Origin of the sequence: Corynebacterium sp. A21, assembly GCF_052266655.1 — a bacterium.
Taxonomy (GTDB): domain Bacteria; phylum Actinomycetota; class Actinomycetes; order Mycobacteriales; family Mycobacteriaceae; genus Corynebacterium.
In genome coordinates this window covers 280,635-304,398 of record NZ_JBQPQY010000003.1, presented here as the reverse complement: position 1 = coordinate 304,398, position 23,764 = coordinate 280,635, and the positions used below count along the sequence as shown (strand labels likewise).

At 60.2% G+C, this 23,764-nt stretch carries 18 protein-coding genes; 10 read left to right on the top strand and 8 right to left on the bottom strand.

From position 1 onward, the window contains the following. Positions 1-368: 368 nt before the first annotated feature. The 3 genes from uriT to ACTU46_RS07815 all read left to right on the top strand — a co-directional run bounded on the left by uriT (position 369) and on the right by ACTU46_RS07815 (position 5,197). Positions 369-1,838, top strand: coding sequence for a uridine transporter UriT (gene uriT / locus ACTU46_RS07825; protein ID WP_443380691.1), 1,470 nt, complete (start codon positions 369-371; stop codon positions 1,836-1,838). Between the two features lie 14 nt (positions 1,839-1,852). After that, entirely contained in the window at positions 1,853-2,806 is a 954-nt protein-coding gene (gene uriH / locus ACTU46_RS07820) for a uridine-preferring nucleoside hydrolase UriH (RefSeq protein ID WP_443380690.1), read from the top strand. A gap of 255 nt (positions 2,807-3,061) precedes the next feature. After that, positions 3,062-5,197, top strand: coding sequence for a LamG-like jellyroll fold domain-containing protein (locus ACTU46_RS07815; RefSeq protein ID WP_443380689.1), 2,136 nt, complete (start codon positions 3,062-3,064; stop codon positions 5,195-5,197). A 70-nt stretch (positions 5,198-5,267) separates the two neighbouring features. Here the strand turns inward: ACTU46_RS07815 and ACTU46_RS07810 are convergent, their stop codons facing one another. Both ACTU46_RS07810 and ACTU46_RS07805 read right to left on the bottom strand, forming a co-directional pair. Next, positions 5,268-5,999, bottom strand: coding sequence for a FadR/GntR family transcriptional regulator (locus ACTU46_RS07810; protein ID WP_443380688.1), 732 nt, complete (start codon positions 5,997-5,999; stop codon positions 5,268-5,270). A gap of 138 nt (positions 6,000-6,137) precedes the next feature. Beyond that, complete coding sequence (locus ACTU46_RS07805) at positions 6,138-7,808, bottom strand: L-lactate permease (RefSeq protein ID WP_443380687.1); 1,671 nt, start codon at positions 7,806-7,808, stop codon at positions 6,138-6,140. A 408-nt stretch (positions 7,809-8,216) separates the two neighbouring features. Between ACTU46_RS07805 and ACTU46_RS07800 the strand changes: the two genes are divergently transcribed. From ACTU46_RS07800 to ACTU46_RS07790, 3 genes are read left to right on the top strand one after another with little or no spacing between them, the layout of a single operon-like run. Beyond that, positions 8,217-9,047: a (Fe-S)-binding protein gene (locus ACTU46_RS07800; protein ID WP_443380686.1), complete on the top strand. Its 831-nt coding sequence runs from the start codon at positions 8,217-8,219 to the stop codon at positions 9,045-9,047. Continuing rightward, positions 9,044-10,648 (top strand): LutB/LldF family L-lactate oxidation iron-sulfur protein, encoded by a 1,605-nt coding sequence (locus ACTU46_RS07795; protein ID WP_443380685.1) that lies wholly within the window; start codon positions 9,044-9,046, stop codon positions 10,646-10,648. The genes ACTU46_RS07800 and ACTU46_RS07795 overlap by 4 nt, the downstream gene beginning before the upstream one ends. Continuing rightward, positions 10,645-11,283: a LutC/YkgG family protein gene (locus ACTU46_RS07790; RefSeq protein WP_443380684.1), complete on the top strand. Its 639-nt coding sequence runs from the start codon at positions 10,645-10,647 to the stop codon at positions 11,281-11,283. The genes ACTU46_RS07795 and ACTU46_RS07790 overlap by 4 nt, the downstream gene beginning before the upstream one ends. A 371-nt stretch (positions 11,284-11,654) precedes the next feature. Here ACTU46_RS07790 and ACTU46_RS07785 read toward each other — a convergent pair whose 3' ends face one another. Continuing rightward, positions 11,655-12,098: a hypothetical protein gene (locus ACTU46_RS07785; RefSeq protein WP_443380683.1), complete on the bottom strand. Its 444-nt coding sequence runs from the start codon at positions 12,096-12,098 to the stop codon at positions 11,655-11,657. Beyond that, positions 12,098-12,367, bottom strand: a complete 270-nt coding sequence (locus ACTU46_RS07780) for a hypothetical protein (protein WP_443380682.1) — start codon at positions 12,365-12,367, stop codon at positions 12,098-12,100. Before ACTU46_RS07780 ends, ACTU46_RS07785 begins: the two co-directional genes overlap by 1 nt. A gap of 486 nt (positions 12,368-12,853) precedes the next feature. On the opposite strand from ACTU46_RS07780, the gene ACTU46_RS07775 reads away from it, so the two are divergent. Beyond that, a complete protein-coding gene (locus tag ACTU46_RS07775) occupies positions 12,854-13,402 on the top strand; it encodes a hypothetical protein (protein WP_443380681.1) in 549 nt (182 codons plus the stop codon). Here ACTU46_RS07775 and ACTU46_RS07770 read toward each other — a convergent pair. Together ACTU46_RS07770 and ACTU46_RS07765 are read right to left on the bottom strand one after the other, a co-directional pair. Next, positions 13,399-14,463, bottom strand: coding sequence for a CNNM domain-containing protein (locus ACTU46_RS07770; RefSeq protein WP_443380680.1), 1,065 nt, complete (start codon positions 14,461-14,463; stop codon positions 13,399-13,401). The two genes, ACTU46_RS07775 and ACTU46_RS07770, sit on opposite strands and share 4 nt — an antisense overlap. A gap of 3 nt (positions 14,464-14,466) precedes the next feature. Beyond that, positions 14,467-15,873 (bottom strand): hemolysin family protein, encoded by a 1,407-nt coding sequence (locus tag ACTU46_RS07765; protein ID WP_443380679.1) that lies wholly within the window; start codon positions 15,871-15,873, stop codon positions 14,467-14,469. Positions 15,874-16,124: 251 nt separating this feature from the next. Here ACTU46_RS07765 and ACTU46_RS07760 point away from each other — a divergent pair, with 251 nt between their 5' ends. The 3 genes from ACTU46_RS07760 (at position 16,125) to ACTU46_RS07750 (ending at position 21,169) form a co-directional block, all read left to right on the top strand. Beyond that, entirely contained in the window at positions 16,125-16,790 is a 666-nt protein-coding gene (locus ACTU46_RS07760) for a DUF1801 domain-containing protein (RefSeq protein WP_443380678.1), read from the top strand. Between the two features lie 367 nt (positions 16,791-17,157). Further along, positions 17,158-18,705, top strand: a complete 1,548-nt coding sequence (locus ACTU46_RS07755) for a GntP family permease (RefSeq protein WP_443380677.1) — start codon at positions 17,158-17,160, stop codon at positions 18,703-18,705. Positions 18,706-18,799: 94 nt separating this feature from the next. Next, complete coding sequence (locus tag ACTU46_RS07750; RefSeq protein WP_443380676.1) at positions 18,800-21,169, top strand: cytochrome P450/oxidoreductase; 2,370 nt, start codon at positions 18,800-18,802, stop codon at positions 21,167-21,169. 687 nt (positions 21,170-21,856) lie between these two features. On the opposite strand, the gene ACTU46_RS07745 is transcribed toward ACTU46_RS07750, so the two are convergent. Both ACTU46_RS07745 and ACTU46_RS07740 read right to left on the bottom strand, forming a co-directional pair. After that, positions 21,857-22,417 carry a MarR family winged helix-turn-helix transcriptional regulator gene (locus tag ACTU46_RS07745; RefSeq protein WP_443380675.1) on the bottom strand — a complete coding sequence of 187 codons (561 nt, stop codon included), beginning with the start codon at positions 22,415-22,417 and terminating at the stop codon, positions 21,857-21,859. 141 nt (positions 22,418-22,558) lie between these two features. Continuing rightward, entirely contained in the window at positions 22,559-23,764 is a 1,206-nt protein-coding gene (locus tag ACTU46_RS07740) for an acetyl-CoA C-acetyltransferase (protein WP_443380674.1), read from the bottom strand.

The window sequence follows — 23,764 nt, the reverse complement described above, 5'->3', positions numbered from 1 at the left end:
CGTCTTGGAAGCTTCGCACGCAGTGGCGCATCGGCATGCAATGAGCTGTGCACTCACGGACCGAGTCGGAATCAATAAACGTGTCGCAGGGGTTGTGCCCGCGATAGTCGAGTCGGTGCTGCTAACTCTTCATCCTGCAAAAGGTGAATTTACGCGGAGAACCTTAAACGCGTTGCCGCCTCCTCTTGCAGAGCGACCAGGAGGCAAGCCACTCAAACTGATGAAAATCAAAGCTCACAGCACCTTTTGGCCCCAAAAAGTTACTTTTCATATACATCTCTAAGGCCTAGGATGAGCAGAAAGGTTATCCCACAAATGCCCGTCTGGATATGACCGGTTCGGGCCTTGCCGAAAGAAGGTGTGTCCGCATGGCACCCCCCTCATCGCAACCCATCCAGTCACAGACAGCGGAACCCCCGAGGCTTGCTAGCAGCCAGGTTGCCGCGCTCGTCATCGCCCTGCTGGTGGCGGTGTTCGCCTTCCAGCTCAATGCTTCGATGCTCTCCCCGGCCTTGGTGGTCATGGAGAACGAGCTCAGTGCCACCAGCGCCGAGATCGGTCTGACCCAGACCGCTTTCTTTACCGCGGCGGCGTTGTTCTCCCTGTTCCTGCCGCGCTGGGCTGATCTGATCGGGCGTCGTAAAGTTCTGGTCGGCATGATGGTGGTCCTGCTGGTGGGCTGTATCGTCGCGGCGCTCGCCCCCAACGTCACGGTGCTGTTCATTGGCCGCGTGATCCAGGGTGTGGCGGGCCCGACGGTTCCGATGTGTCTGATCATGTTGCGGGTGCAGGTCCCCAATGACAAGCAGTATGGCCTGCTCATGGGCATCATCACCTCGGTTAATGGCGGTATCGGTGGCGTGGATGCGCTCGCCGGCGGCTGGTTGGCCGATCATCTCGGGTTCCGGTCAATTTTCTGGGTGATGGCTGTGATCGCCATTATCGCCATTGTTGCGGTGCAGTTCGGCACCAGGGAATCCACTGCGGTGGAGACCCATCCGATGGATTGGAAGGGTGTGGTGCCGATCGTCATCGCCCTGGCGGCGGCACTGATCGCCTTCAACGAGGCGGGTAAGCTCGCGGCCGCGAACTGGCTGCTGGTGGTCGGTCTGCTGGTGGTCACGGTGATTTCCTTCATCGTGTTCTGGCGGATCGAGTCCACGGTCAAGCATCCGCTGGTGTCCACCCATTACATGAAGCAGCGCCGCACCTGGGCTCTGCTGTTGACCACCCTGCTGACCATGACCGGTGTCTTTGCGGTGATGAACGGCCTGATCCCGAACCTGGGGCAGAATACCGAGGTCGGTGCGGGTGTCAGCGCGGACGTCGTCTCCTGGTGGACCTTGACTCCCTATGCGCTGGCTGGTCTGGTCATGGGTCCGATCGCGGGCTACCTGGCCGGTAAGTTCGGCTACAAGCTGATCCTCCAGATCGGCCTGATCGCCACGGCCATCGGGCTGGGCTTCGCCATCTTCGTGGTGGGAGATCCGAGCCGGATCTCCTTGTTGCTGATCTCGCTGTTCGTCGGTGTCGCCTACGCCGGTATCTCCAACATCATGCTTAACGGCATGGGTATTGTGCTCAGCCCGGCGGATAACCCGGGTTATCTGCCGGGTATGAACGCTGCCGCCTTCAACCTGGGTGCGGGGTTGAGCTTCGCCATCCTCTTCGCGGTGTTCACCTTCTTCGCTGAGACTGACCCTGCCGCCGGCTTCCGGGCAGGTATCGGCACCGGTGCGGTGATCCTCGCGCTGGCCTTCCTGACCTCCTTCCTGATCCCCAAGCCGGAATCTCTTTCCGATGCGGTGGGGGATGAAGCCGCCATCATCGAGAGCTAAGGAATACTGGAGCCATGACTGCTTCCCCGAAGAAAATCATCCTCGATTGCGACCCCGGTCATGATGACGCCGTCGCCATCATCCTCGCCGCCGGAAACCCCGCTATTGACTTGCTGGGGATCACCACCATCGGTGGTAATCAGACTCTGCCGAAGGTCACCCACAACGCCTTGACCGTGCTCACCGTGCTGGGTCAGACTGAGGTTCCGGTCTACGCCGGCTGCACCCGCCCGCTGGTGCAGAAGGTGGAGGTCGCCCCGGACATCCACGGTGACTCCGGCATGGAGATTCACGGCTATGAGTTGCCGGAACCCGCCATCGACGTCGTTGCCGATGTCCACGCCGTCGACTACATCATCGACACCGTGATGAACAATGAACCCGGCACCATCACCCTGGTGCCCACCGGCCCGCTGACCAATATCGCCCTGGCGGTGCGCAAGGAGCCGCGCATCGCGGAGCGGGTCAAGGAGGTCGTGCTCATGGGCGGCGGCTACCACGAGGGCAACTGGTCCGCGGTCGCCGAGTTCAACATCATGGTTGATCCGGAGGCGGCGCACATCGTCTTCAACGAGTCCTGGCCGCTGACCATGGTCGGCCTGGATCTGACCCACCAGGCCCTGGCCACCGCGGACGTCGAGAAGCGGCTGGTGGACCTGAACCTGGACATCGCTGATTTCGTGGTCGGCCTCTTTGGCTTCTTCCGTCAGTCCTATAAGGATGCGCAGGGCTTCGATGATCCGCCGGTGCACGATCCCTGCACCATCGCCTACCTGATTGATCCTGAGGTGGTTACCACCCAGAAGGTGCCGCTGGATGTGGAGCTGCGCGGTGCGCTGACCGTCGGGATGACCGTCGCTGATTTCCGGGCCCCGGCGCCAGCGGACTGTACTACTCAGGTTGCGGTGAAGCTGGACCGCGAGAAGTTCTGGGATCTGGTCATTGATGCGGTGAAGGCGCTGAGCTAGCCGGCTTATCGACGCCGCGGCGCAGGCCCGGGGAGGGGGTTCCGCACCCCTTCCCCGGGGTTTTCGTCTGCGGACGATAGTCGCTGCGAAAGCTCTGCATATAAATATCCACTTAAGTTTTCCCAATGTGCGGCTCACGTCTTACCGGGGTTTCCTATCAGGCAACTTTTTATTCACTAAATGATCATACTTTTATATTCATCGGTTCCCGGCTCTGGGAATCGGCTTAAAGTGTCATTTCTGTGAAAGGTTGTCATGACTGACCGTCGTGTCTCCGCTCGTCCCTATATCGCATCTGTGCTCGTTGCCGCCCTGGCTTTCGGCGGTACCGTCGCCGTCGCCCAGGCGCAGGATGCGGAACTCGGTTCCCGCTTCACCCTCGGTGTCATGCCGGACACCCAGTTCTACTCCCGGTACTCCACCCCAGACACCGGCAATCTCTACGAGGCCCGTTATGGCTCGGAGCCCTTCGCCACCCAGGCCAGCTGGTTGGTGGATAACCAGGATGAATTGAACATTCCCTTCACTACCCACCTGGGTGATGTGGTCGACCAGTCCACGGTCACCCAGGAGTGGGAGGTAGCTGATCGCTCGATGCAGATCCTCGAGGACGGTGGCATGAACTACTCCGTCCTGCCGGGCAACCATGACATCCTCCGGGATGCGGCCGAGACCCCGTTCAGCGAATACTTCTCCGCTGAGCGCGCCGCCCAGAACGACACCTTCGGTGATCGCTACGGGGCCGCTAATAACGAGTCCGAGTTCCACATCTTCGAAGCTGAAGGCCAGGAGTACCTGGTCCTCGCCCTGGCCTGGCGGGCCGATGAGGGTGCGCTGGCCTGGGCGCAGTCCGTCATTGATGCCCACCCGGAGCTGCCGGTCATCCTGACCGCCCATGAGATCTCCAATATCGACGCCGATGGCGAGATCTTCCTCTCTGACTCCTATGGCCAGGGCCTCTGGGACACCTTCATCTCGAAAAATGACCAGATCTTCCTCACCATCAGCGGACACCACCACGGTGCCGGCTACCGCATCGACCGCAATGATGCCGGCCATGAGGTGGTCAACGTCCTGCAGGACAACCAGATGGCCTACCAGGGTGGCAACGGTATTCTCGGCCTGATCCAGTTCGACCTTTCCGCTAACTCACTGGACATGACCGCGCTGTCCCCGTGGGTCGCCGCGAAGCCGGCTGAGACCCTCAACCAGTTTGACCACCTCATCCCGGAGGGTTCCGGTGATTCCTGGTCTGTCGACATGGACTTCGCGGAGCGCTTCGCCGGTTTCAACGCCGACTGGACCATCGGTGAGGCCGATGACCCGGATTACGCAGCTAAGGCCCGCGAGATTGTCTCCGCGGGTTATCTCCCGCCGGCCGTCACGGAGGGCGACCTGCCACAGGACGCCCAGGACTACCCCAAGGTCGCGGACACCGCGGTGCACTGGCGTCCCGGTGCCACCACGGTCAACGGTGAGCAGGCCACTGAGGGCCAGGCTGCTGGTCCCGGCGCCGTGATCCCGGATATCGCTGGTGGAAATGATCTGGTCCGTGCCGAATTGAACACCCGTGGTGCCGCGGGATCCCAGGCCGAGGATGTTACCTGGGTGGCGGACGCCCATGAGCTTTCCTCGGATACCGGTTCCCTGAAGTGGGTCGATCCGGCCGAGAACAGCCAGCGACTGAACTGGTTCGAGACCACCGCGGATGCCGCCATCAATGAGGAGACTTTCGAGGAGGGCTACACCTTCGAGACCTTCCTCAAGATCGACGAGAACTTTGACGGTGACAACCACTGGATGGGTGCGATCTCCCGGCAGGGTGAGCGCGGTGAACTGGCTGAGAACATGCCCGAGGGCGAGGAGCCGCCGGCGGCCCTGGCGGTGTCCTCCCTGCGTGAGCTGCAGTGGACCAATGTCGCGATCGGTGGCAACGGTGATTCCAACTGGTCCCATGAGGTTCCCAAGGGCGAGTGGCTGCACGTGGCCATCGTCAATGACCCAGACACTGACACCGTTGAGATGTTTGTCAACGGTGCCCCGATCCTGCGTGATGTGCTGGACTCCCAGGGGCTGGAGAGCACCGGCGATGCCTGGTTGATCGGTGCCAACATGTGGGACGCTGACCCGGCCAACCCCTGGTTCGGTCAGGTCGGCGAGACCCGGATCGTTCACGGCGCGATCGGGCAGGACCAGTGGCTGACCGCCCGGGCCGAGGATTCCCTCGCGCCGCCCGCAGGCTCCTCCACCGGTTCTTCCACCGGTGGCTTGCTCGGCCTGTTTGCCGCCCTCGGTGGCATTGCGGCGGGCGCAGTTGCGCTGTTCAGCCTTGATCACCCGGCGCTCAACCAGGTCAAGGATCAGCTGCGCGCCTTCGGCCTGAAGTTCTAGCGCACCCGCAGCTCAGCACTTATCGACGCCCGACCCCGACCCGGGGCGGGCGTCGATAAGCGTTCCGGACTCAGGCGGAATGCCTGGCACCGCCATGGTCGCTGAGCCCGAAGAACCAGATGATGTGGTGGCGGAGCGCCTCGGCGGCATCCTCCCCGCGGCGTTCCTGGAAGGCGGCGATGATCTCGCGGTGCTGCCGTTGCAACTCGGCTCTCACGCCGGGCCAATCCTGGAGTTTGGCTACCGTTTCCTGGACATAGCCGATGGTGGCCTGGCGCAGGGAATCCATGATGGTCTCCACCACGACATTGCCGGCCAGCGAACTTAAGGCCACATGGAACTCGGCGTCGAGGATGTGGAACTCGATATCGGGAAGCTCGGGATCATCCATCTTCGCCACCAGCTCCGCAGCCCGGGTGAGGGTGTTGCGGCGGGTGGCGGAATCAGGGGCACCGGCGGCCTCGAGGGCGCATTGGGTCTCCAGCAGGAGACGGGTCTGCACCAGATCCTTGATGGGTAGCGAGCGGGTGGCCACATGCATCCGCAGTGCCCAGGCGAGGGCGGCGGAGGCCTCGGAGATGACCACTGCGCCGGCGGCCGGGCCAGAGCCGGTGGAGGAGCGGACCAGGCCCATGACATCGAGGATGCGGATGGCCTCCCGGACCGAAGCCCGGGAGATGCCGAACTGTTCCGCCAGGATCCGTTCGCTGGGGAGTTTATCGCCGAGGGAGATCTCCCCGGAGCGCAGTTGATCCTCAATCCAGTCGAGGACAACGGTGTAGGCGCGGGTGGGGCTGGTCATGGCATCTCCTGATTCGAGGTGGTCAAGCTCAATCTTAGGTAATGCTCATCCCGAAATGGGCATGGGATTGGCGGGCTGACCCCGGGGATACCGTTGGGTGCGGATCGCCGGGGCAATACAGCTGTACTAGAGCTGCCGCTAGGGGGTGGGCAGCATGCCAGCGAGCACATTGGACTGCAGGAACACGAGGCTACAGACGACCAGCAGCAGGCCCAGGGACCACCACACGACTGCCCGGAAGATCTCGGATTCCTTGCCCTCCATGCCCACGGCCGTGGCGGCAATCGCCAGGGACTGCGGGGAGACCATCTTGCCCACCACACCACCGGAGGTGTTGGCGGCGACCAGCAGGTTCGGATCCGCGCCGATACCCTCGGCGGCGGTCTGCTGCAGGTTGGAGAAGAGGGCGTTCGCGGAGGTGTCGGAACCGGTCACCGCGGTACCGAGCCAGCCGAGCACAGGGGAGAAGAAGACGAAGATGGCACCGAGGCCCGCGAACCAGGTGCCGATGGCGATGGTCTGGCCGGAGAAGTTCATGACATAGGCCAGCGCCAGCACGGTGACGATGGTCAGTGCAGCGAAGCGCATGCGGTAGAAACAGCGGCCGATCTCGGCCACTGCATCGCCCATGCTCAGCTTGAACATTCCATTGTTGGTGTAGACGGTGTAAATGCTGGCCACCAGCAGGCCGGAGATCAGCAGCAGGGTTCCTGGGCTGGAGAGCCACTGGAAGTTGTAGATGGTGTTGGTGATTGGCTCACCCGCATCATCGAGAAGCCGGCCGTCAAGGCCGGGCCAGGGGAACTTGAGGTCGGTGCTGGCGATGAGGGCAGGGATATCGGCACCGAGCTTCCACAGTTTGGCGATGGCGAAGATAACGACCACCAGGACATAAGGCAGTAGTGCCATCCAGATCCGGGGAATGGTGAGGCCCTCGGTGGCGGGGCGGGGCGGGGCGCCCAGGCGCTCGCGGACACCCTCGGTGCCCTTGGGCTTCCAGAAGCGCATCAGGATCACAGCGGCACCCACGCCGACCAGCGAGGCGACGACATCGGTGAGCTCATAGGAGAAGTGGGTGGCGGACCACCACTGGGCGATGGCGAAGGAACCGCCGATGGCCAGGGCCGCCGGCCAGGCCTCACGTAGGCCGCGCCAACCGTCGATGATGAACAGCAGGAAGAAGGGCACCATGACGGCGATGAAGGGTGCCTGGTGTCCGACGATGGCACCGATGTGGGCCGGATCAAGGCCGGTCAGGTTGCCGGCGGTGGTGATCGGGATGGCGATGGCGCCGAAGGCCACGGGTGCGGTATTGGCGAGCAGCACCACGGTCGCGGTCTTCAGTGGTTTGAGGCCGAGCGCCAGAATCATGGTGGCGGTGATGGCCACCGGGGCACCGAATCCGGCCAGTGCCTCCAGTAGACCGCCAAAACAGAAGGCGATGAGGATGGCCTGGATACGCAGGTCACCGCCGCCGATCTGGTCGAAGATGGCACGCATGTCCTCGAAGCGGCCACTGAGCACGGTGATCTGGTAGAACCACAATGCCATGACCACGATCCAGACGATCGGGAAGAAGCCGAAGACCGCTCCCTGGCTCGCAGAGAGCAAGGCCAGGTTCCAAGGCATTCCGAAGGCGAAGATGGCCACAACGAGGGCCACCGCCAGGGAGGCCAGGCCGGCCACATGGGCCTTTGCCTTCACCAGGAGCAACATGGCGAAGAAGGTGATCAGGGGAAGAGTGCCGACCAGGGCAGTGAGGGCGAGACTGCCGCCAACTGCATCGGTCAACGCGGTGTAGGTGTTCACGCGTGTCTCCTGAGGGTGGGATGAGGGTGGATGCTTCGGGGTGGTCAGTGGTTCAGTCGGGGGCGTGCAGCTGGAACTTTCGGGTTGAAATCAGGGGCCGGGAAGAGGACTGCGAGGCATCGGAAACGTGGGTTATGGGGGACTGTGGACTGACCACTGTGGACTGACCACAGAATAATATATGGCACACCTCACATTCGTCAAGCTTTATTGCGGGGGCGCACACTCATTGCGTGATCCGGCTCACTGGCTTATTATGGTCAGACCACAGGGGTTCGGCCCTTGCCCCTGGGCGGTCTACGCGTGAAAACTCCCTCCCGGGAGCCGCGCGTGAGGCTGCACCGGAAAATTCCGCACCGGAATTCTTGCCCAGCTCTTCCCTCTCACCCCGTTGTCCGGAGGTCACGAATGAGAATCGCACTTTTCAGCACCTGCATCGTGGATGCGATGTATCCCAAGGTCGCGCTCGCCACGGTCAGAATTCTCGAGCGCCTCGGCCATGAAGTTGTCTTCCCGCCCGGCCAGGGCTGCTGCTCACAGATGCACGTGAATTCCGGCTATTTCGACGATGCCCTGCCAGTGGTCCGCAACCATGTCAAGGCTTTCACCTCGGTGGAATATGAGGTGGCGGTGGCGCCCTCGGGCTCCTGTGTGGCCTCACTCGGCCATCAACAGCCGATGATCGCCCGCGCCGGGGGAGATGAGCGTCTGGCACAGCAGGCTCAGGATGTCGCCGCGAACACCTATGAACTGGCACAGTTGCTTACCGATGTCATGGGTATCACCGATGCCGCTGAACAGCTCGGCTCCTGGTTCCCGGAGAAGGTGACCTACCACCCCTCCTGTCACGGCATGCGGCTGCTGCGCTTGGGCGACCGGCAGAAGAACCTGGTCCAATCGGTCGGTGACATTGACTTCACCGAGCTTCCCGACGCCGAGGAATGCTGCGGCTTCGGCGGCACCTTCTCCTTCAAAAACCCTGATGTCTCCGCTGCGATGGCCGATGAGAAGATCGGCAACATCGAGAAGACCGGAGCCAGTCTGTGCACCGGCGGTGACTCCTCCTGCCTGATGCACCTGGGTGGTGCGCTGGCACGGCGAAAGTCCCCGATCCGGACCGTCCACCTCGCGGAGATCCTCGCCTCGACCAAGGAGAACCCACTGCGTGTCGAGGGCCCCGTGGAGCTGTCTATCGCTAAAACCGCCACATCTGTCACGACCGAAGGAGCGAACCGATGAGCCCGACCTTGCTGGGTATGCCCGGGGTGCGCAGCCACGCCTCCGAATCATCCAACCTGCACGCTGATGAGTCCTTCCCCGATGCGGCGAAGAAGGAAATGGGAAACACCCAGATGCGGGCGAATATCCGTCACGCCACGCACACCATCCGAGGTAAACGCGCCCGGGTGGTGGGGGAACTCCCGGACTGGGAGGATCTGCGTGATGCCGGTTCCGCGCTGAAGGAACAGGTCATGGCGAATCTGCCGGAACTGCTGGAGGAGTTCGAACGCAACTTCACCGCCCGCGGTGGCCATATCCACTGGGCACGTGACGGGGAGGAGGCGAACCGGATCATCACCGAACTGGTGCAGGCCACCGGTTCGAAGGAGGTCATCAAGATCAAGTCGATGGCCACCCAGGAGATCAACTTGGAGGAACACCTCAACTCTTATGGCATCACCGCCACGGAGACTGACCTGGCGGAACTGATCGTCCAGCTCGGGCATGATAAGCCGAGCCATATCCTGGTGCCGGCGATCCACCGCAACCGCGATGAGATCCGGGATATCTTCCTCAAGGAGATGCCGGAGGTATCCCCGGATCTAACGAATGAACCCAAGGTCCTGGCAGAAGCAGCCCGGGTCCATCTGCGGGAGAAGTTCCTCAACACCTCGGTGGCCATCTCCGGCGCGAACTTCGGGGTCGCCGATTCCGGCACGCTGACCATCGTGGAGTCCGAGGGTAACGGCCGGATGTGTCTGACCCTGCCGAATACCCTGATCTCGGTGATGGGCATCGAGAAGCTGGTGCCCACCTTCGCTGATCTGGAGGTCTTCCTCCAGCTGCTGCCGCGTTCCTCCACCGGGGAGCGGATGAACCCCTATACCTCCATGTGGACTGGGGTGACCCCCGGCGATGGTCCGCAGAACATGCACCTGGTGCTGCTGGACAATGGCCGTTCCGCGGTGCTCGACGATCCCGCTGGCCGTTCCGCGCTGCACTGCATCCGTTGCTCCGCCTGCCTGAATGTCTGCCCCGTCTATGAGCAGGCCGGTGGGCACGCCTACGGCTCCACCTACCCGGGCCCGATCGGGGCGATCCTCTCCCCGCAGCTCACGGGGATCACCTCCGCAGAAAATGCCTCCCTGCCCTACGCCTCCTCCCTCTGTGGCGCCTGCTTCGATGCCTGCCCGGTCAAGATCAACATCCCGGAGATCCTGGTTCACCTCCGCGATGAAGACGTGCGCACCCAGCACGGCGAGCGCGGTCCCGTTGAGGATTCAACCGCGGCGCAGGGGCGCCTGGCCAAACTCCGGGCAAAACTGCCGCGGGTGCCCTCGGAGATGGACGTGATGATGAAGGGAGCCTCGGTGATGATGTCCTCCGGCAAGGTGATGTCGCTGGCCGAACGCGCACTGCCGCTGGGTCGCGTCGTCGCCGGCCGGGACCACACCATCACCTGGCTTCCCGGTGTCGCCGGCGGCTGGACCGATGAGCGCGATATCCCCGCCCCGCCGAAGCAGTCCTTCCGTAACTGGTGGGCTGAACATGAGAACGAGACCGCTGAGCGCGTCGCCCGCGATGGCGGCCTCCGCAACGCTGGAGAGGACGAGCAGTGAGCAACGCCAAGCAGGAGATCCTCGCCCGACTGCGCTCGTCGCTTGACGACGCCCCCGTGGTACCCGAGGTACCACGCGCCTACCGCCGCACCTCGGAAAAACCGGCTGCCGAGGTGCTCGAGATGCTGGAGGACCGACTGGTCGACTACAAGGCCAATGTCTTCCATGAAACGGCTGATTCCATTGCCGGGCGGATCGCCACACTGCTCGGGGAGAATGCCACCTTCGTGATCCCCGAGGGTCTCGAACCTTCCTGGCTACCGGAGGGCGATCACCGTAAAATCATCGTGGAATCCCGTGATGAGCGTGTCGGTATGACTTTGAGCGTTCGGGAACTCAACGACGTCGACGCCGTGGTCACCTCCTCCACCGTCTCCTGTGCGGAAACCGGAACCATCTTCCTCTCCGGGACAGCGAGCGAGGGGCGCCGGGCCATCAGCCTGGTCCCGGACCATCACATCTGCGTGGTGCCACATGACTCGGTGGTGGAACTGATCCCGGAAGCACTGTCCCGGGTGGAGCCCACCGCGCCGATCACCATGATCTCCGGACCATCCGCCACCTCAGATATCGAGCTGGAACGCGTGGAAGGCGTGCACGGCCCGCGGCGCCTGGATGTGATTCTGCTGGGGTAGGTGGTTCGGTAGAAGATGTGGCGATGGGGGCCAGCAAAGGATCCCCCGGCGGATTCATTGGTTCAGGATGGCTCAGGGTGACCAGGGAGATTAGCTACGGAGGCGGTACAGGTGCCACGTAGTTCTCCACCACCGAGGACGGGACAACCTGCCTGATCTACCTGCAGCTCGCGGAGCGGCCAGGCGTAATCCAGCGTCTGGGTCCGGCGCACCCTATCGAGTTGTTGTGGATCATCGGCGGCAGACGGCAAAATGCTGCGCAGGAGAAGGTCAACAGCTGTCAACCTTAAATGCTGAACCATAAACATCTGTTCGTGGTGGCTGACGCGGTTGCGGAGACACCGCCGGACAAGCTTTGCTGATCCCTTGGCTTAGGAGACTTTTCTCTTTTTGCCCGTCTTCTTGCCCACAAACTGACCGGTGGCAGCACTCCGAGATACCGCACGGCCCCGCGACCTCGTTGAGACCACCACAGTTTTCCTGGCTTTCCGCTCTCGGGGTTGGCCATCATTTTCGGCTAAAGAGATCAGTTCCCTGAGCGCGCTGACCGGAACCACCGCCTGATCACTGGTGTGTTCGGCAACAGCACTCTCCACCATCCGCCGGATGACGGATCCAGTCGTCTCACCTTCTTCTGCGGCGATCTTTCGGACAGCCTCGAGCACCGACACCGGCAGCCTGACAGTAAATGCATCCATGGGTTCACCAGCGTTGCCGGAACCAGGTGCTGTCTTCATCGGCTCGGCAGCCTTAGCCTCGGCCGAGAAATCACCGGCATCAAAAAACTCAGCTAGCTCCTTAAAGTTAGTGCTCATCATTTCCCCTTGTCTTTGAAGTTCTTTTTCTCGCCCGAGGTCATCTCTCGCGCGGTCACCACGTAGTCACGGCCATCGAGGGAGTCAGCCAGGACCACTAAAAGGTGTCGCCCTGAGTCGGTGATTCCAAACACCAGGGTCGTGTTTCCTCGGCCCTGTCGGTAGAGCTTGGGATCTCCTTGCAGAACTTCATGGACCTCGGCGGGCGTGACATCATGTCTGGCGATGTGTTGTTCACTGTCGTCGGTCCAAGCGATCTCGTGCCACATCCATTTACCTTGTCTGACCTTTAACTACGGTATGTATACATACCGTACACGCCGCTTCTCGGTGGAGGAAGGGTATATCAATTTCAGGTCCCACAAAAGGTTTGAGAGGTGCTGTTGTAATCTCGGGATATCGATGGCGTGAGCGTGGAATAATTAGGGCCACGGGTACCTTCTCTGGGTTGTCGTTTCCCTCGTGAGCTCATCTTATGAACGGTGCGGTGGTACTGCCGCTACGGGGCTCAGTTGATCTGAGGCCTGGAGGAAATGATGACCGAGCGGGGTGTTCATCAACCGGGTCTTCGAGACAGCCTGATCACGCCGGCACATCTTCCTCATCAAGAGATGAAAAACTGAGCTTTCTCGGCGCTTCACCCAACTGTGCAATCCCCTCCACTCGGAGCTCTCCACTTCGCAAAATTCTGCGGATCTCCTTGGTTTCCGCTTGACTGAGAGGAACTACAAGAATTCCCTTTGGCAGGAGCCCCCATGACCACCGAAACTTTCCTCACCCCAGTTAGCCTTGAGGTTCTCAAGTCCCTGATCGGCCAAGAGCTCAAGGCCTACGGCAGTGATCTGGAGATTGACGAGGGGCTCGCGGCCTTTGATGTCTGGCTCGATCTCGAGCAGGGCTGGGTGCAGCTCGCCTATGAAGAAACCGTCGTTGATTTCGGAGATTTCGAGAACGTGGAATCCCTGCTGCGGGTCCACCCGCAGGGCAGCGCATTTCCCGGTGGTGAGCTGCACGAGCTGGGCGGCAGAATCACAACAATCTCCCGCATCCAGGACAAGATCATCGCCGTCGACAAGCTTATCGACGCCGTGTCCTGGGACTGGTGGCGCGACTCAGGGCTGCGTTTCACCCTGGATAACGGCCAGGATCTGATCATTCATCGGGCGGCCACCGTCAACGGTGAGGTGCGCATGCGGACAGGTCAGGCCGGGTCCACCGAACCCGACCCCATCCCGAAGCGTCCCTTCCAGGAGGGGCAGAAGCGACGCTATCAATTCGAGCGCCGCGAGGTGGCCCTGGCTTAGGCTTCTCTCCGAGGTTCGGAGTGGACCCGGTTGATTTCCTTCTCGATACTCGGCCACAGCTGGCGCAGGATATAACCCCAGGTGATCACGCCCCGGACGGTGTGCCCGTTATTCACGGAAATGATCACGGCGAGCTGTTCATTCTCCGCGCGCATCTGCTCCAGGGCTTCCTGCAACGTGGCGTCTTCCGGCAGCGTGAGTGCTGGTCGGGACCACTCATATGCCGGGGTCTCCTTGTTTGCGAGGAGGGTGTCACGGACGTGGACGACCCGGGGGACGTCCCAGGACGGGTCGTCGAGAAGCACCCGCAATCGCCCGGAATCCCGGGCGGCGCGGTGTACATCCTGAACCGTGGCAGCGGCCGGCAGAGTGGTCGGGTCATTGTCAGGATGGTCGATGACCTCATTGACGGTGGCCCGCTCCAGCTCGATGACCCCGGTGATCTGGGAGGCGGAGATGGTGTCCAGTGTGCCGGTCATCCGGGAATGTTCCACCAGCAGCCGCAGCGTATCGGCATCATAACCACGGGCGGCGGCCCGCTCCACGGGCTCTTCGCCGGCGGCTCGGACCAGCCGGTTGGCGGCCTGGTTGATCCACTGCAGCAGCGGCCGGAACACGTTGATGAAACCGCGGGCCGGCACCGCAATGGTGCGGATTGCAGACTCCGGGTGAGCGATCGCCCAGGATTTCGGCGCCATTTCACCGACGACCAGGTGAAGGAAGGTGACGATGAACAGCGCCAGAATGAAGGCGATGGCATCGGCCGCGATCACCGGTATGGGTAGGGCCTCGAAGACGGGCATCAGGGCGTGGTGAACCCAAGGCTTGGTGACTGCCCCCAGTGCGAAGGTACACACGGTGATACCCAACTGGGCGCCGGCGAGCATCAGAGTCAGCTCATTGAGACTACGCAGTGCCGCCCGGGAAGAGGCGGAGGTTTCCGCCGTCTCCTCCAGTCGGTTGCGGCGTGCCGCCAGTAGGGCGAATTCGATGATGACGAAGAAGGCGGACAACGCGATCAGCACGATTGTCGTGGGAAGGGCGAAATACCATTCGGTCATGAGTTAGCGATCCGCCTCGTCCTGGAGTTCTGGGGTAGTCACTTTCCCCGGGGAGGGGAGGACCTCGATGAGTCGGAGGTGTACCTCGGCCGGGACATTACGTTTGACGTCCTCGACCAGGATGCGCAGAATGCGCTGCGGTGCTTCATCGGCCTTGAGATAATCCTCAGGCTCCGCGACGAGTTCAATGTCGTGGATCTCACCGACATCCACGAGGCCACCCGTGTGGGAGAGCAGGAGACCCGAGATAGTCTCGTAGTCCCCCTCGGGTAGGTCATGCCCGACGGCACGCTCTACTTCATCGATCGGGGTATCGCCCTCAACCGACCATTCATTCTCACGCGTGGCGGTGATTTCCTCGGCCCGAGACAGGTCATGTTCATCGGAGACATCCCCGAGGATCTCCTCCGCCAGGTCTTCGAGCGTGATGATCCCGATGAATCCACCGTATTCGTCGATCACGCAGGCCAGCTGATCTCCCTGTTGCTGCAGCTCAGCTACGACATCAGGCAGCGCCATAGGCTCAGGAACCACCACTGCATCGCGCATTAGGCTGGCCGCCGGCGCGGTGTCGGGTAGGTCGGTGTCGAGCAGATCGATGAGATGGACGACACCTGTTGGCACGTGTTCCTTATCGATGACGGGGTAGCGCGAATGGGCGGTGGACATGAGACCGCGGACCTCGCCGACCGTCGTCTCAGGTCCGATGACATCGGCCCGGGACCGGGGAATCATGGCATGACCGGCATCCTGGTCGGGAAAATCCAGCAGCCGGTCCAAGACCAGAAAGGTACTATCGCCCAGATCTCCGCTTTCTCGGGAGGCATTGACGATGTGTTCGAGGTCTTCGGTGGTGGCTGAGGAATCGATGTCCTCGACCGGTTCAATGCGGAGCACGCGCAGCAGTGCATTGGAGGAGATGTCGAAGAACTTGATCAGCCAGCCGGTGGTCTTCAGATAGATTGATGTTGAACGAGCCAGTGCCAGGGAAGATTTCATCGGGGCGGCAATGGTGTAGTTCTTCGGGAAGAGCTCACCGAAGATCATCTGCACCACGGTGGAGATGGCCAGCGCCAGAATGGTGCCCACCCCGATGGATACCGCAGCGGGTATACCCACCCCGCCCAGCAACACGCCGAGTGATTCACCGACCAGTGGTTCCGCCACGAAACCGACCAGCAGACCGGTGACGGTGATTCCAAGTTGCGCCCCGGAGAGCATGAAGGATGTCCGATCGGTGATCGCCAGCGCCCGGATGGATCTGGGGTCCCCGCTGTCGGCTCGGGCGCGTAGCTGGGTACGGTCCACCGACATATAGGCGAATTCCTGTGCCACGAAATAGCCGTTTATTATGATGATCACCCCGATGACGGCCAGTCCGAGCAGCAGGGTTAGAACAGCCGTTAGCATTCTCCCACCCGCCTCAACACGTCTCGATCAGTGAGGGCGGGCCAGATAGATCGTTCGGGGGGCTCCATATGGAGTGAAAACCTCTTCTTTAATTCTAGGGCGCTGACCATGTTGTCAGCGTCGGAAAACACCGTCAGTCTACCTACAAAGTTCCGGCAGCAAAGGACAAACAGTGATCCAATTCAAGCGGAATTGAAGACGGCGGTGAATTCATAAGGTGCGTGTCCGGTGCCTGTTTTAGACTCCGTGGCATGAGCACCAACTTTGAACAGATCAAGGGCACCGCCAAGCCCCTCCACCGCGCTCTGGAAGAGGCTGGCTACCCGGGCCTCGAATCGCTTGACCGCGTCGATTACGCACGGGTCGCCGGTCTCCACGGCGTCGGAAAGCGCGGGCTGGAGCGGCTGCAGGCCGCCCTGGTTGAGCGAGGTCTCTCGATGTCCGGCGAAATTCCAACACCAACAGAAACCGGGGCGAAGGTGACCCGCGGACACACTGGAACCAGCGCCAAGGACATCAAGACCAAGCCCACCGGGCTGGACCCCGCCGAGTACATCGAAAACCTCGATACGCCGCGCCGGGTGGAACATGGGCGGCAACTGCTGGAGATTTTCAACCGCCTGACCGGGGCAGAACCGGTGATGTGGGGCGGCTCGATGATCGGCTACGGGCAGGTGCACTTCGAGTCCCATACCGGGCGGGAAGGGGACTGGTTTCGCCTGGGTTTCAGCCCGCGCAAGTCCAAGCTCACGCTCTATGGGCTGAAAGATGAGAATGGTGCTGCCGAGCTGCTGGACAAGTTGGGCAAGTACACCGTGGGCACCGGCTGTATCTACTTCAATAAGCCGGAGGATGTGGATATTGAGGTGCTGGAGGAGCTGATCGAGCGGGCGTGGAAGACGCTGCCGGGGGAGTAGTGGTTGCCGGGTGGGGGCCTGGTTTAGGTGACAGCTGGGGTGAGCTGCCCCTGATCTCGGACGTGAGGCTGGAGGGCTTCAGGTCTTCATGAACTGTGTTTGAGCGGGTCACGGGAATGACAAATTAGTTCACGATAGAACGATATTTGATTCCACACCTTCCGCTAGCCGTGCGGATGGTTCGCGGATTTCCGGAGCTTCCAGCATATTTCGCCACATTAGATCAGGCTTCGTGATGTACATTACATCGATGGGTGTGTATCATTTCCGCCTGCGGAGCAAAACAGATTTAGTAATGAATCAAAATGTCGCGGGTCGGCATGCTTTTTAGCTCCACCTTTGCCCTCCATCCATCAAGGAGCTTCTCGTGGTCATACCGATCATTGGCATCATTCTTTCGCTCATCTTTCTCATTGGAATGGCGTATCGGGGACATTCTGTTGTCGCGATTGCGCCCCTTGCCGCATTGATTGCGGTGGTCTTCTCTTGGGATCCCCTGCTTGCCAGTTACACACAGATTTTCATGCCGGCGCTCGGCACGTTCCTCATCAACTTTTTCCCACTCTTCCTCGCGGGCGCGATCTTTGGCCGACTAATGGCGGTCAGTGGCTATGCTGAGGATCTTGCACGCTGGATTCCCCGTATTTTCGGCCAGAAGCAGGCAGTTCTGGTCACTGCTGTCATTACCGCACTGCTGACTTATGGTGGTGTCAGTGCCTGGGTCATTGCCTTCACGGTTGTGCCGATCGCCAAGCCGCTTTTCCGTCGAGCGAACGTTTCGATGAAGTTGATGCCGGCGGCCATTGCTCTGGGAATTTTCACTTTTGCCACGGCAGCGCTTCCGGGTTCGCCGCAGATTCACAATGCAATCCCAACCTCTTACTTTGGTACGACAACCTTCGCGGCTCCGATCCTGGGCATTGTGGGTGCCATTGCGACCTTCAGTCTGGGTATGTTCTGGCTGATTTGGCGGGAGCGTTCCCTGCAGCGAAAGGGAGAGGGATTTGTAGATATTTCCAGCTCCTCCATCGCTGATGATGCTGGTGGGGATGGTGGGGGAGCTCTGGTGAAGGATCCGCTTCCTGGCTCTGCGGCTAGTGCGGAGGCCTCACTGGCTACTGCCAGTGATTTGACTGCGCGAACTGCGGCTTCCGCTGGAAAAGCTCCGCTCGGTCATGTGGCGGTCGAGGAGATGTCGATGGGAGAGGCAACCAGGCGTGGCCTTATCGGCCTGTTGCCGATCATCGTTGTTGTATTGGTCAACGCTGCGTATGTCTACCTGATTTCTCCTCGTATGGAATACGGCTATCTCGCTGAGGAGCGATTTGGTGCCACCTCGATCTCTGCGGTACTCGGCATCTGGTCGGTGACTGTCGCACTTGCGGCTGCAACGGTGCTCATTTTCCTGTTGAAGCCGGGGAACTTCGGTAAGTATCTGAATTCCTTGACTGAGGGCGCCCGCAATGCGGTGCTCCCGGCTTTCACGACCGCGAGTGAGGTTGGCTATGGTGCGGTCATTGCATCGCTTGCTGTGTTTGCAGTGCTAAGCAATGGGTTGTTCAACATCAGTGATAACCCGTTGATCGTAGGAACTGTGGCCACTGCGGTTATTTCTGGCATTACCGGTTCCTCCTCTGGCGGTCTATCGATCACTCTCCAGACCTTCGGAGAGCAGTTGAACTCGATGGCTCAGGCCAGTGGGATCGATCCGGAGTTCATGCACCGTGCTGTTGCCATGGCCTCGGTCAGCTTTGATTCGCTTCCCCATAATGGAGCTATTGTGACCCTGCTGCTGGTCTGTGGCCTCACACATCGTCAGGCATACAAGGATATTGGTGTGGTCACCGTGCTGGTCCCATTTGCTGGCCTGCTGGTGATTATGGCACTGGGAACCGCAGTGCCTGCGTTGGTTTAGCTTCTGAAGTTTTGAGTCTTGGGCGCCCTTTCTATCGGTTATTGCCGATGATCGGGCGCTTTTTCGTTGGGGCCTGGGATTCCGTCAGGGAATATTGGTCAAACTCTTGACCTTCTACTGTGTCTTGCATTACGTTAGAGCTCACGCGACAACAGGAGGAACTATGACCATCACACTGAGTACAGCTCCCGCCGGAAAATGCCCCTTTGGGCACGGCGGCGGGGCTTCGGAGACCTTTGATCCCTTTAGCCTCGATTATCAGATCAACCCCGGCGAGCATGCCAAGTGGGCACGGGAGAATGAGCCGATCTTCTTCCATGAGAAGCTCGGCTATTGGGTTGTCACTCGCTATGCCGATGTTCAGGAAGTCTTCCGGGACAACATCACCTTCTCTCCCTCGGTTGCTCTAGAGAAGATCACTCCGCTCACTGAGGAAGCCAAGCAGATCCTTGCTGATCATGACTTTGCCTTACGTCGGACTTTGGTCAATGAAGATGAGCCCGACCACACTGCACGCCGACGTGCTCTAGGAGGTGCATTTGATATTGAGCACTTGGAAGAGCACGAAGAGATGGTCCGGCGATTGGTTACTGAGCGCATCGATGGCTTCATTGACAATGGCAATGTTGACCTTGTTCCCGGTCTGCTCTACGAAGTGCCACTGATGGTGGCCTTCCACTTTCTCGGTGTACCGGAACACGACATGGATTTGCTGCACAAGTACTCCGTCGCACATACGGTGAGTACCTGGGGAAAACCGACTGATGAGGAACAAATCGAGATTGCAGAGTCTGTCGGAAAATTCTGGCAACTCGCCGGAAAGATCCTGGAGGAACTCCGCGAAACACCTGATGCAGATGGTTGGATGCCGATGAGTATCCGCGCCCAAAAGGAACAGCCGGATGTAGTCACCGATTCCTATTTGCATTCGATGATGATGGCCGGGATTGTTGCCGCGCACGAGACAACTGCGTTCTCAGGCGCAAACGCGATGAAGCTCCTTCTCGAGAATCGTGAAATCTGGGAGCTGCTGTGTGAGAAACCTGAACTGATCCCGAATGCAATTGAAGAATCGTTGCGGCTTTCCGGTGGTGTAGCCGCTTGGCGCCGGATTAGCACTCGCCCCACGACCCTGGGTGGAGTCGAGCTGCCGGAAGGTGCACGGGTCCTCATGGTCAGTGCTGCAGCGAACCGTGACCCCGAAATGTTCCCGGACCCGGATGCCATTGATCTGTACCGCGACAATGTCTCGAAGCACTTGACCTTCGGATTCGGGAGCCATCAGTGCCTGGGTAAGAATCTCGCCCGTTTGGAACTGCAGGTGATCCTCCAAGAATTGACCACCCGCCTTCCTCACCTGGAACTAGTTGAAGACCAGGATTTCGGGTATGTCCCGAACACCTCTTTCCGTGGTCCGCAGCATCTTGAGGTGGAGTGGAATCCGGAGGCTAATCCTGAGCGTCAGGCGATGGCCCAAAAGAATATTCATCCCGAGATCATCTTCAACGGTCCCAGCCGCGAGCTGCGTACCCGCCGTATGAGTGTCACTGAGATCGACGATGTTGCGCAAGGCATTCGCCGAATTGTTCTTCGGTCGGAGGACGGATCACGATTGCCAAACTCTTGGCCTGGTGCGCACATCGAGATTGAGGTGGACGGGTTCAACCGGCATTACTCACTTTGTGGCCAGGGCACAGACTACTGGGAGATCGCGGTAGCTCTTGACCCGGAGAGTAGGGGTGGTTCGGCGTGGATCCACGAGAATGTCAGAAATGGCAGTGTGCTTAATGTGCGTGGTCCCCGGAGCAATTTTCGCGCGGACACTAGTGCCACCCAATTGATTCTTGTGGCAGGCGGTGTGGGTATCACCCCGATGCTGGCCATGGCTGATGAAGCCAAGGCGCGTGGGATTGATTATGAGTTGCACTATGCCGGCAAACACCGGGACAAGATGGCCTACCTTGACCGGATTGAGTGCGACCATGGAGAACACACCAGGATCTATGTCTCCATGGAGGGGCTCCGCCTGGATGTCTCAAGTTTTGCTGATCGGCAGAGTCCGGGTGTGCAGGTGTTGACTTGTGGTCCGGACCGGCTTACCTCCGCACTTCTCGATGCGCTCGCTCATTGGCCGGCTGATACTGTGCGACGTGAGTCCTTCTCTGCGGCGAATCTGGCCGATGAATCCGAGAATGAGCAGTTCACGGTGGTCATCAACTCCACCGGTGAAGAGCTGGAGGTTCCGGCAAACACCACTTTGCTGGAATACCTCGAAAACTCCGGCCATGATCTTTACGCTGATTGTCGTGAAGGGCTGTGTGGCACCTGCGAGGTTGGGGTGCTGGCGGGTGATCCGGAGCACCGGGACCATTTGCTGAGCGACCGTGAAAAAATAGATGGAACCCGGATGCTCCCCTGTGTGTCTCGCGGTAGTTGCTCTTCCAAGCTCGTTCTGGATCTGTAGATACTTCCTGCAACAGGCAAAGACCCTGGGCTGAGGAGCTGGATACCGGGACATTCACCTGGGTTTTCCAGATTACCGCGGATATCGCTCCCGAACCGGGGAATTTGGCGAGTACCTCCTCGAAGAGATTTCTGCTGACTTACTCCAGGTGCTGGATGAGCTGCCAGGCTATGAACCGGTTTCCATCCTCAGTAATTCCATGAGGGTGTCTTTGGACAGCACCTCCTGAACCAGTTGAAGGAGCGTCTGTCTGCGTTCATCGGAATCTCCTCAGTGTCTGTTTCAGGTGCTCCGATTTCCGCCTGTGCAGCGAGGTCTTTTCGAAGCCGCAGAAAATGATGTTGATGCTAGACAAACTGTCTTCAACAGCAGCACCAGGCCGCGACTCTCCGGCAAGTAGCTCTTAAAACAAGTGGCTCTTAAAATTGGTACCGGACACCACAGAATCCTCCACCGATGTAGTGATGGGCGGCTCCCCCAAGCCCTGGCAGACTATGACTTTCTCGGGCAGTTGAGTTCCCAGGTAATACTGGTGCTGGCGTTATCGGGGCAGCCGATCCGGCGGTTACTGCGGAGCGGATCCAGCAGGCAGAGGGTGCCGGGCTCCCTGCTCCCATGCTGCCTTTATCCTTCCGGGGTCCCGCTGAGGCGGAAACCATTGGTCGGGAGAGTCTTCGGGAGATACCGCTAGGCTGTGCCGCGTAGCCCGAATATGTCCTTCCGGTCCATAAGCTTATTCAGTAGTTCATTGAGGGTATCGCGCTCGGACTCGTTCAGCGGAGAGATCCACTGCCTGAGCAGCTCATTCTGCTCCAGATATGCCTGGCGGACCGTTTCCTCGCCTGCGGGGGTCAAACGCAGCCGGTAGGTTCGGCGGTCCTGGTGGGAGAGGAGTCGCTCGATGAAGCCCTGTTTGAGGAGTCCTGCTGAGAGGTTGGAGACCGTGGCTTTACTGGAGTTGGTGAGTAGCGTGAGCTTGGACTGCTCGATCTCGCCGACATTCCACAGGACAAAGAGCATCCGGAAAGAAGACCAGGTCAGCTTTAACGGACGATGGACCTGGGACTCCGCGATGTGCTTCATGATCTCTGAGGCGCGGTTGAAGGACAACGCAAGATGGCTGGCGTCGGTGTGGACTGCATCCAGTTCATCATTTAAGCGTGAGGTCGCCAGCGCAACGAAACTCCAATAATCGAGATCGCCATGAAAATCAGCGTCATTGTGCTGTTCGTTCTCAGTGGATTCCATGATTTCCCGATCCTTTCTGAAGTAGGAGAGCGCTCAAGTGAACGAGTTTAGCGTGGGCGAGAAGTGGTCGAGAAAGAGAACGGCCCCGTCGAGTCACCGTAGCGGTGACATTGACGGGGCCGAGCTTGGCGGAAGGTAACCTCATCGCCAGAGCAGCAGTGCATCTCCTTGCCCGCCGCCGCCGCACAGGGCGACAGCGGATCTGCCGGTGCCCCGGCGGCTGAGCTCGTGGGCGGCGTGGACGACGAGTCGGGCCCCGGAAGCGCCGACCGGGTGACCCAACGCTATGGCACCTCCGTGGATATTTGTCTGTTCCAATGGATAGCCGAGTTCTTCCAATGATTTCACGGCTACCGCGCCGAAGGCCTCATTGATCTCGATGAAGTCGAGGTCGGCAACAGTCCAGTCCCCGCTGGCTCGGTCGACGGCAGCATTAATCGCGCGGGCTGGCTGAGAATGCAGCGTGGTGTCGGGACCCGCGACATGGCCAGCGGCACCTATCACCGCCAGATATTCAAGATTGTTCTTTTCGGCCCAAGCGCGGGTTGTCAGCACTACCGCGGCGGCACCATCTGAAATCGGGGAAGAGTTACCCGCAGTGACGCTGCCTCCCTTGATGAATGCCGGACGAAGCTTGGCCAGCGATTCTACCGTTGACTCAGGCCGGATCCCCTGGTCCCGATCGATGATCAGTGGCTCCCCCTTTCGCTGGGGAACTTCAACCGCGGCGATCTCGGGGGAGAAGACACCGGATTCCCAGGCGGCTGCAGCTCGTTGGTGCGACATTGCCGCCACTTCATCTTGCTGCTGACGGCTGATCCCCAGACTCTCATTGTGTTCGTCGGTGCTGGTGCCCATTGAAGCGTGGTCGAATGCATCTGTCAGAGCATCACGTTCCAGAGCATCGAGGGTCTGGACGGAGCCATAGGTGACCCCGGAACGAATCCCACGAAGCAGATGCGGGGCATTCGACATGGACTCCTGGCCACCGGCCACCACCACCTGAGTCTCACCGAGACGGAGCATGCGAGAGCCTTCGATAACTGCGCGCAAGCCTGAGAGACACACGCTGTTGACCGTCAGAGTTGGCGTGGACATGGGCAGCCCCGCGTGCACAGCAGCCTGTCGAGCTGGGTTCTGGCCACAGTCAGCCTGAACCACTTGCCCCATGATGACGTGGTCGATGTCGGTGACTTTGACACCGGAATCTACCAGGGCCGCGCGGATTGCGGTGGCGCCCAGGTGTGGGGCATCAATACCGGAGAGCTGGCCGAGGAGTCTTCCTTGCGGAGTTCGGCGGGCGGCAAGTATGACGACATCCTTCGGGGAGGCGTTAGCAACCGACAT

Excerpts from the sequence above, each read along its gene's own strand:
- uriT (WP_443380691.1), top strand. The coding sequence starts at position 369 with ATGGCACCCCCCTCATCGCAACCCATCCAGTCACAGACAGCGGAACCC.
- uriH (WP_443380690.1), top strand. The coding sequence starts at position 1,853 with ATGACTGCTTCCCCGAAGAAAATCATCCTCGATTGCGACCCCGGTCAT.
- ACTU46_RS07815 (WP_443380689.1), top strand. The coding sequence starts at position 3,062 with ATGACTGACCGTCGTGTCTCCGCTCGTCCCTATATCGCATCTGTGCTC.
- ACTU46_RS07810 (WP_443380688.1), bottom strand. The coding sequence starts at position 5,999 with ATGACCAGCCCCACCCGCGCCTACACCGTTGTCCTCGACTGGATTGAG.
- ACTU46_RS07800 (WP_443380686.1), top strand. The coding sequence starts at position 8,217 with ATGAGAATCGCACTTTTCAGCACCTGCATCGTGGATGCGATGTATCCC.
- ACTU46_RS07795 (WP_443380685.1), top strand. The coding sequence starts at position 9,044 with ATGAGCCCGACCTTGCTGGGTATGCCCGGGGTGCGCAGCCACGCCTCC.
- ACTU46_RS07785 (WP_443380683.1), bottom strand. The coding sequence starts at position 12,098 with ATGAGCACTAACTTTAAGGAGCTAGCTGAGTTTTTTGATGCCGGTGAT.
- ACTU46_RS07780 (WP_443380682.1), bottom strand. The coding sequence starts at position 12,367 with ATGTGGCACGAGATCGCTTGGACCGACGACAGTGAACAACACATCGCC.
- ACTU46_RS07775 (WP_443380681.1), top strand. The coding sequence starts at position 12,854 with ATGACCACCGAAACTTTCCTCACCCCAGTTAGCCTTGAGGTTCTCAAG.
- ACTU46_RS07770 (WP_443380680.1), bottom strand. The coding sequence starts at position 14,463 with ATGACCGAATGGTATTTCGCCCTTCCCACGACAATCGTGCTGATCGCG.
- ACTU46_RS07765 (WP_443380679.1), bottom strand. The coding sequence starts at position 15,873 with ATGCTAACGGCTGTTCTAACCCTGCTGCTCGGACTGGCCGTCATCGGG.
- ACTU46_RS07760 (WP_443380678.1), top strand. The coding sequence starts at position 16,125 with ATGAGCACCAACTTTGAACAGATCAAGGGCACCGCCAAGCCCCTCCAC.
- ACTU46_RS07745 (WP_443380675.1), bottom strand. The coding sequence starts at position 22,417 with ATGGAATCCACTGAGAACGAACAGCACAATGACGCTGATTTTCATGGC.
- ACTU46_RS07740 (WP_443380674.1), bottom strand. The coding sequence starts at position 23,764 with ATGTCGGTTGCTAACGCCTCCCCGAAGGATGTCGTCATACTTGCCGCC.